General features: G+C 61.0%; 10 protein-coding genes. 8 read left to right on the top strand and 2 right to left on the bottom strand.

Annotated elements, in window-relative coordinates:
• A partial coding sequence (locus EN925_RS16570; RefSeq protein WP_206632832.1) for a trimethylamine methyltransferase family protein occupies nucleotides 1-817 on the bottom strand: 817 nt, incomplete at its 3' end.
• 272 nt (nucleotides 818-1,089) lie between these two features.
• Between EN925_RS16570 and EN925_RS16575 the strand changes: the two genes are divergently transcribed.
• Nucleotides 1,090-1,788 carry a cobalamin-binding protein gene (locus EN925_RS16575; RefSeq protein WP_013531175.1) on the top strand — a complete coding sequence of 233 codons (699 nt, stop codon included), beginning with the start codon at nucleotides 1,090-1,092 and terminating at the stop codon, nucleotides 1,786-1,788.
• Between the two features lie 88 nt (nucleotides 1,789-1,876).
• Here EN925_RS16575 and EN925_RS41645 read toward each other — a convergent pair whose 3' ends face one another.
• On the bottom strand, nucleotides 1,877-2,095 hold the full coding sequence (locus tag EN925_RS41645; RefSeq protein ID WP_318011966.1) for a hypothetical protein: 219 nt from the start codon (nucleotides 2,093-2,095) through the stop codon (nucleotides 1,877-1,879).
• Between EN925_RS41645 and EN925_RS16585 the strand changes: the two genes are divergently transcribed.
• The 7 genes from EN925_RS16585 to EN925_RS16615 form a co-directional block, all read left to right on the top strand.
• Entirely contained in the window at nucleotides 2,081-2,710 is a 630-nt protein-coding gene (locus EN925_RS16585) for a DUF1638 domain-containing protein (protein WP_127370317.1), read from the top strand. The genes EN925_RS41645 and EN925_RS16585 overlap by 15 nt on opposite strands.
• A 104-nt stretch (nucleotides 2,711-2,814) precedes the next feature.
• Complete coding sequence (locus EN925_RS16590) at nucleotides 2,815-3,390, top strand: DUF4893 domain-containing protein (RefSeq protein ID WP_013531172.1); 576 nt, start codon at nucleotides 2,815-2,817, stop codon at nucleotides 3,388-3,390.
• 93 nt (nucleotides 3,391-3,483) lie between these two features.
• Complete coding sequence (locus EN925_RS16595; protein ID WP_027160505.1) at nucleotides 3,484-4,266, top strand: formyl transferase; 783 nt, start codon at nucleotides 3,484-3,486, stop codon at nucleotides 4,264-4,266.
• A gap of 204 nt (nucleotides 4,267-4,470) precedes the next feature.
• Nucleotides 4,471-4,773 (top strand): virulence factor, encoded by a 303-nt coding sequence (locus EN925_RS16600; RefSeq protein WP_013531170.1) that lies wholly within the window; start codon nucleotides 4,471-4,473, stop codon nucleotides 4,771-4,773.
• On the top strand, nucleotides 4,766-5,392 hold the full coding sequence (locus EN925_RS16605) for a methylenetetrahydrofolate reductase C-terminal domain-containing protein (protein ID WP_013531169.1): 627 nt from the start codon (nucleotides 4,766-4,768) through the stop codon (nucleotides 5,390-5,392). The genes EN925_RS16600 and EN925_RS16605 overlap by 8 nt, the downstream gene beginning before the upstream one ends.
• Nucleotides 5,389-6,480, top strand: a complete 1,092-nt coding sequence (locus EN925_RS16610) for a methylenetetrahydrofolate reductase (RefSeq protein WP_013531168.1) — start codon at nucleotides 5,389-5,391, stop codon at nucleotides 6,478-6,480. The genes EN925_RS16605 and EN925_RS16610 overlap by 4 nt, the downstream gene beginning before the upstream one ends.
• A gap of 81 nt (nucleotides 6,481-6,561) precedes the next feature.
• Nucleotides 6,562-7,030: dihydropteroate synthase (locus EN925_RS16615; protein ID WP_164745850.1), on the top strand; the 469-nt coding region annotated here is incomplete at its 3' end.

Here is a 7,030-nt window from a genome sequence, read left to right on the forward strand (position 1 = left end):
GCGTGACGATGCAGGCCTGGTTGTGGCGCGCATAGACTTTCAACGCACCGAGCATGGTCTCGTCGAACACCATCGGCGAGTTGGCGTTGATCAGGCTGGTCAGCACCGTGTTGTTCTCGACGAAATCGTCGCCGAACACGATCTTGGCCATGGCGACGGTGTCCTCGGCGCGTTCCGGCGCGGTCACCGAGCCCATGAACGGCTTATCGGAATATTTGATGTGGCTGTAGATCATGTCGAGATGGCGCTTGTTGACCGGCACATCGACCGGCTCGCATACCGTGCCGCCCGAATGGTGGATCGACGGCGCCATATAGGCGAGCTTAACGAAATTCTGGAAATCCTCGATCGTCGCGTAGCGCCTGACACCGTCGAGGTCACGCACGAAGGGCGGGCCATAGACCGGCGCGAACACGGTGGCATTGCCACCGATCTGCACCGAACGCTCGGAATTGCGGGCGTGCTGGGTGTAGACGGACGGTGCGGTCTTGAGCAGCGAACGGCACAGCCCCTTCGGGAAATGCACGCGCTCGCCCTTGACGTCGGCGCCGGCCTCTTTCCACAGTTGCAGCGCTTCTGCATCGTCGCGAAAGATGATGCCGATCTCCTCGAGAACCGTGTCGGTGTTCTTCTCGATCAGCGCCAGGCCTTCCTCGTCCAGCACCTCGTAAACGTTGATCTTGCGCTTGATGTAGGTGAGCTGCGTGCCCGGGCCTCCGCCCGAACGCGCGGCCCGCCGGGCAGCAGCCCCGCCGCTGGCGCCGCGCCCACGTCGCGCGTTTGACGCTTCCTGATCGACTGCCGCGTATTCGCTCATGGTGTTCTTCCCTGAATCTGTTCTTGTCTGGAATCCATAGCGGCTGCTCTCGCCGCTTCTTGCCAGATCGTAGCCATGCACCCTATTCGAAACGGCCCGCCAGCGCCAACGCCTGTCGCAAAATCGACAAGAATTCCAAGAGAGTTACGGTCGCTTTCCTTTTGCGGGAAGTCGCAAATCAGCTATGGATACATGCCCTCAGCGGGTTAGGTATGAACGCGAAGATATGTGCCTTGCGACATGGTCGCGATGCCGGCAGGAGCTCGATACAAATGTCCGACGACGAGATCATCCTTTCCGAACTTTCCGACGACGAGTTGGTGCAGCAGATGCACGACGATCTCTATGACGGGCTGAAGGAAGAGATCGAAGAAGGCACCAACATCCTGCTCGAGCGCGGCTGGGCGCCTTACAAGGTGCTGACCGAGGCGCTGGTCGAAGGCATGCGCATCGTCGGCGAGGATTTTCGCGACGGCATCCTGTTCGTGCCGGAAGTGCTGCTTTCCGCCAATGCGATGAAGGCGGGCATGTTCATCCTGCGCCCGCTGCTCGCCGCCACCGGCGCGCCCAAGCAAGGCAAGATGGTCATCGGCACCGTCAAGGGCGACATCCACGATATCGGCAAGAACCTTGTCGGCATGATGATGGAGGGCGCTGGCTTCGACGTCATCGATCTCGGCATCAACAATGCGGTCGAGAAATATCTCGATGCGATCGAACAGCACCAGCCCGACATCATCGGCATGTCCGCACTGCTGACCACGACCATGCCCTATATGAAGGTCGTCATCGACACGATGAAGGAAAAGGGCATCCGCGACGATTATGTCGTGCTGGTCGGCGGCGCACCGCTGAACGAGGAATTCGGCAAGGCCGTCGGCGCCGATGCCTATTGCCGCGACGCGGCGGTGGCGGTCGAGACCGCCAAGGACTTCATGAAGCGCAAGCACAATGTGCGCGCTTCGGCCTGATTGGCCAATTCGGCCTGGACGACAGGAGAAGCCGCGCCCTTGCCGCGCGGCTTTTTTGTTACCAAATGATGAGGTGGCCGCGTGCGGATCAGGGCTTGGTGACGGTGTCCTCGACCGCCTTGGCCGTCGATTTGACATCCCTGCCGACGCCACGGACGGTGTTCGCGCAGGCCGCAAGGGCCAAGGCGCAGGCCAGGATGGCAATCGGCGTGATGCGCAGCAGTTTCATGGACGGTGTCTCCCTCAACAGATAAATTAGCGCCACAACAACGAAGGCCGCTCGACTGGTTCCATGGCCAAGACGCAAAAAACGAAACCGAATCAAGACGACAGGCTGCTCGTCATCGCCTGCGGGATGATTGCGCGCGAAGTTCTGGCCGTCAAGGAACAGCTCGGGCTGGATCACCTCGACCTGACCTGCCTGCCGGCGGAATTCCATTTCTACCCGGACCGCATCGCACCGGCCATGGACAAGGCGATCGAAAAAGCCAAGACCGAAGGCTACAGCAACATCTTCGTCGGCTATGCCGATTGCGGCACCGGCGGTCTGCTCGACCGCATCTGCGAGAAGCATGGCGTCGAGCGCATGGCCGGCCCGCATTGCTTCGCCTTCTACCAGGGCATGGAGGCCTATGCGAAAGTCGCAGACGACGACATGATGTCGTTCTACATGACCGACTTCCTCTGCCGGCAGTTCGACGCTTTCTTCATGAAACCGCTCGGCCTCGACAAGCACCCGGAGTTGATCAAGGACTATTTCGGCAATTACGAGAAGCTGATCTACCTCGCCCAGACCAACGATCCGGAACTCGACAAGGTCGCCGAAAAAGCCGCCAGAATGCTCGATCTCGTCTATGAACGCCGCGCCACCGGTTATGGCGACCTGACGGCCGGGATGGCGCAGGCGGCTGCAGGCGCCTGAAGCAATTCTTGCCCCGCGATGACTCAAGGCTAGATGACAGGCCGCCGTGGACGGGTAAGGTGTGCGCCACAAGCAAACAGACTGCCAGCCATGGAAACGCACTGATGACCCCTCGCCTCTTGATAGCTGCACTCGGCCTCCTCTGTTTGGCCCTGCCCGCCCATGCCGACGGCGAGATACAGAAACTCATCACCCCGGCCGACAAGACGCGGCTCGACAAATATGGCGAGACCCGCAAGGCAGCCCTTGCCGAGGCGAAGACAGGCAACCCGGCCGAGGTCAAGCAACTCGATGCCCTGTTGGCAAAGCCGCTGGTGGCCTTTTCCGACAAGGACCTGACCGGCAACTGGCAGTGCCGCACCATCAAGGCCGGCGGACCTTTGCCGCTCGTCATCTATGGCTGGTTCAAGTGCAAGGTGACCGATGACGGTTCCGGCTGGCGGCTGGAGAAGATCAGCGGCTCGCAGCGCACCAGGGGCCGTTTCTTCGACGATGGCGAGAAACGCGCGATCTATCTCGGCTCCTTCTATGTCAACAGCGATCCGGCAAAGCCCTATGGCAGCGGTCCGCAAACCGACCAGGTCGGCTACGCCTTCCGCAACAGCGCCAAGGAATGGCGCATCGAATTTCCGGCGCCCTACTATGAATCGAAGCTCGATATCATCGAATTCAAGCGCTGACTGTGTATCGAAGAGCTGATCACCAAGGATTAACCCGGACACCCTAGCATCCCGTCTATTGTCGAGAACGGTTGCTTGGAGGGGGCAAGATCCATGGCAGCATCAGAATCCAATACGCGTCCGATCGTGGTCGTCACCGGAGGCGGCCAGCATGTCTGGGCTATGATCAATGCGATCGCCGACCGCGTAGGTCCTGTCAGCGTCGTCCTCGAAACGCCTGAATCCAAAAAGCAATTGCTGCGTGGCCGGGCTCGCCGCCAAGGCTGGATTTCCGCCATCGGCCAGCTTGGCACGATGGTACTGAGTAGGTTGGGCAAGCGATTCCTGGCCGGCCATAGCGCGCGACTGATTGCCGAGGAGAAGCTGGAGGTTGAGCCGCGACCAGGCCAGGAGATCATCCCGGTAGCCTCGGCCAATGGGCTTGAGTGCCTGCAGGCGATCCAGAAGATCCGGCCAGGCGTTGTGCTGCTCAACGGTTGCCGACTAATCTCGGCTGAGATGCTGAGCAAAATGCCCTGCCCGGTGCTCAACTACCATGCGGGCATCACGCCGAAATATCGCGGCATGAATGGCGGCTATTGGGCTCTGGTATCAGGCGATGCGGAGAATTTCGGCACGACTGTCCACCTCGTCGACGCTGGCGTCGACACTGGTGGCGTGCTGAAGCAGGCGCGCGGCAGATCGAAAAAAGGCGACACCATCTCAAGTCACGCGCTACGCCAGACGGCGTTCTCGCGCGACATCTGCGTCGAGGCTGTCAGCGATGCACTGGCTGGAAAACTCACGACGATCGATCCCGGCCTGCCTTCGAAACTCTGGTATCATCCGACGATCTGGTTCTACGTCTGGACGGGCCTCAGAACTGGCATCTGGTAGCGCGTTTTTCGTCCTGGACGGCATACTGCGCGCCAGCGTTTCCGACGCGCTGGACCGGGCGCCGGCACACGCCGCAAACGAATAAACCCACCTTTCATTTTACGACATCGAAATGCGTCGCTTTTGAATGCGCGCGCGTCGTCCCATAACAAGCGGCACCACTGCGCTTGCGGCAATGCTCGATAGTTCGAGGAGTGAGAATTCATGGCCGATCTGATCGTCGTCTACTGGCGCGACATCCCTGCCCAGGTGATCGTCAAGAAGGGCCGGCAGAACGCCAAGCGCGAACTGCCGCTGCGCTTTACCGAGGCGATCGACATGTGCGCCATGCGCACCGGCGCCGGCGGTACAGACGACTATCTGGCCGAATGGCGCAAAGCCGATCCCATTCCGGTCGGCGACGACCTCGAAGCCGAAGTCGAGAAGGCATTCAACGACATCGACACGAGATATGACCGCGAGCGGCTGGTCGCTCTGGTCAAGGCGGGCGGCAAAGAAAATGTCTGAAACCATTCCTGCCAAGGAGAGGCCGGCTGTTACCCAGGCCACTCTGGTCAAGAAGGCAGCGCCGAAATCCGACTACAAGCCGGCCGACGTATCGCCGCAGCGGCGCGTGCAGCGTTCCTTCGCGGTCAGATTATGGTCGGTGCGGCACTCGCGATTACTCGAATGGTTCTACGCCAAATTCGCCGACATGTTCCTGCTCCTCCATCCCTTATGGAAAGGCATAGGCTATGGCCGTGTCGAAGGGCCGATCAAATTTGTCGAGAAGCGCGTCAAGGGCTTCATGTTCGACTGCCGCATGTGCGGCCAGTGCATCTTGTCCTCGACAGGCATGTCGTGTCCAATGAACTGCCCCAAGCAATTGCGCAACGGCCCTTGCGGCGGTGTCCGCGCCAACGGCAATTGCGAGGTCGAGCCCGATATGCCCTGCGTCTGGGTCAAGGCCTGGGAAGGCTCGCAGAACATGGTGCACAGCGACAGGATCCTGACCGTGCAGAAGCCGGTCGACCAGTCGCTGCGTGAAACCTCGGCCTGGCTGCGGGTGACCGCGCAGGCGGCCACCGCGCGCGAAGCCGCCGCTGCCGCCAAGAATGAGGCGGCCAGCACCGGGGCGTCGGCATGATCGGCCGCCAGCGCGACGAAAACCCGGCCGGCATCCACCTGCCGCTCGAACCCCTGCCCGGCCACACCTCGCGCGGTCGGCTGGAGCGCGTACTGCGGCGCGGCGAGTTCGCTGTGACGACGGAGCTCAACCCGCCCGACAGCGCCGATCCGGAAGACGTCTACAACAGGGCGAAAATCTTCGACGGCTGGGTCGACGCCATCAACGCCGTCGATGCATCGGGCGCCAACTGCCACATGTCCTCGGTCGGCATCTGCGCACTTTTGACCCGCATGGGCTATGCGCCGATCATGCAGATCGCCTGCCGCGACAAGAACCGCATCGCCATCCAGGGCGACGTACTGGGCGGGGCTGCGATGGGCGTCGCCAACATGCTGTGCCTGACAGGTGACGGCGTCCAGGCCGGAGACCAGCCCGGCGCCAAACCGGTGTTCGACCTCGACTGCATGTCGCTCCTGGAAACCTGCCGCATCATGCGCGACAACGGCAAGTTCCTGTCCGGCCGCAAGCTGACGACGCCGCCACAGCTTTTCCTGGGTGCTGCGATCAATCCGTTCGCGCCGCCGATCGACTTCCGCCCGCACCGGCTGGGCAAGAAGATCGCCGCCGGCGCGCAATTCGTACAGAGCCAGTATTGCTTCGACGTGCCCATGTTCCGCACCTACATGCAAAAGGTGCGCGACCTCGGCTATACCGAAAAATGCTTCATCCTGGTTGGCGTCGGGCCGCTCGCCTCGGCCAAGACGGCCAAGTGGATCCGCTCGAACGTGCCGGGCATCCATATTCCCGATTCTGTCATCAAGCGGCTGGAAGGCGCCCAGGACCAGAAAAAGGAAGGCAAGCAGCTCTGCATCGACATCATCAACGAGGTGAAGGAAATATCAGGTGTTTCCGGCGTTCACGTGATGGCCTACCGACAGGAAGAATATGTTGCCGAGATCGTCGATGAATCGGGCGTGCTGAAGGGCCGCCAGCCATGGAAACGTGAGATCCGCCGCGACGATCAGCTTGTCGCCGACCGGCTCGACAGCATCTTGCACGACGACATTACCGAAACGCAGGTGGACATGGTGAAGACCGCGCACTGACGGCGCGGACGGTCACCCATTCGCTTGAACGAAACCAGACAACGATATAAAGAAATCTTTATATCACGGCGGAGAGAATTTATGACCCGTACCATCGTCGCTTCGGCGACACGAGAAATCATCATCGGCTTCGACCAGCCGTTCTGCGTGATCGGCGAACGCATCAACCCGACCGGCCGCAAGAAGCTGGCCGCCGAGATGATCGCGGGCAATTTCGAGACCGTCATCAGGGACGCATTGGAGCAGGCAGCCTGTGGCGCCACCATGCTCGACGTCAACGCCGGCGTCACCTCGGTCAATCCGAACGAGACCGAACCCGGCCTTTTGGTGCAGACGCTGGAGATCGTGCAAGGGCTGGTCGACCTGCCGCTGTCGATCGACAGTTCCGTCACCGCCGCGATCGAAGCCGCACTCAAGGTTGCCAAGGGCCGCCCGCTCGTCAACTCCGTCACCGGCGAGGAAGAAAAGCTCGAAGCCATCCTGCCGCTGGTCAAGAAGTACAACGTGCCGGTCGTCGCCATCTCCAACGACGAAACCGGCATTTCGATGG

The sequence above is a fragment of the Mesorhizobium sp. M7A.F.Ca.US.006.04.2.1 genome, assembly GCF_004022915.1.
Classification (GTDB): Bacteria; Pseudomonadota; Alphaproteobacteria; order Rhizobiales; family Rhizobiaceae; genus Mesorhizobium; species Mesorhizobium ciceri.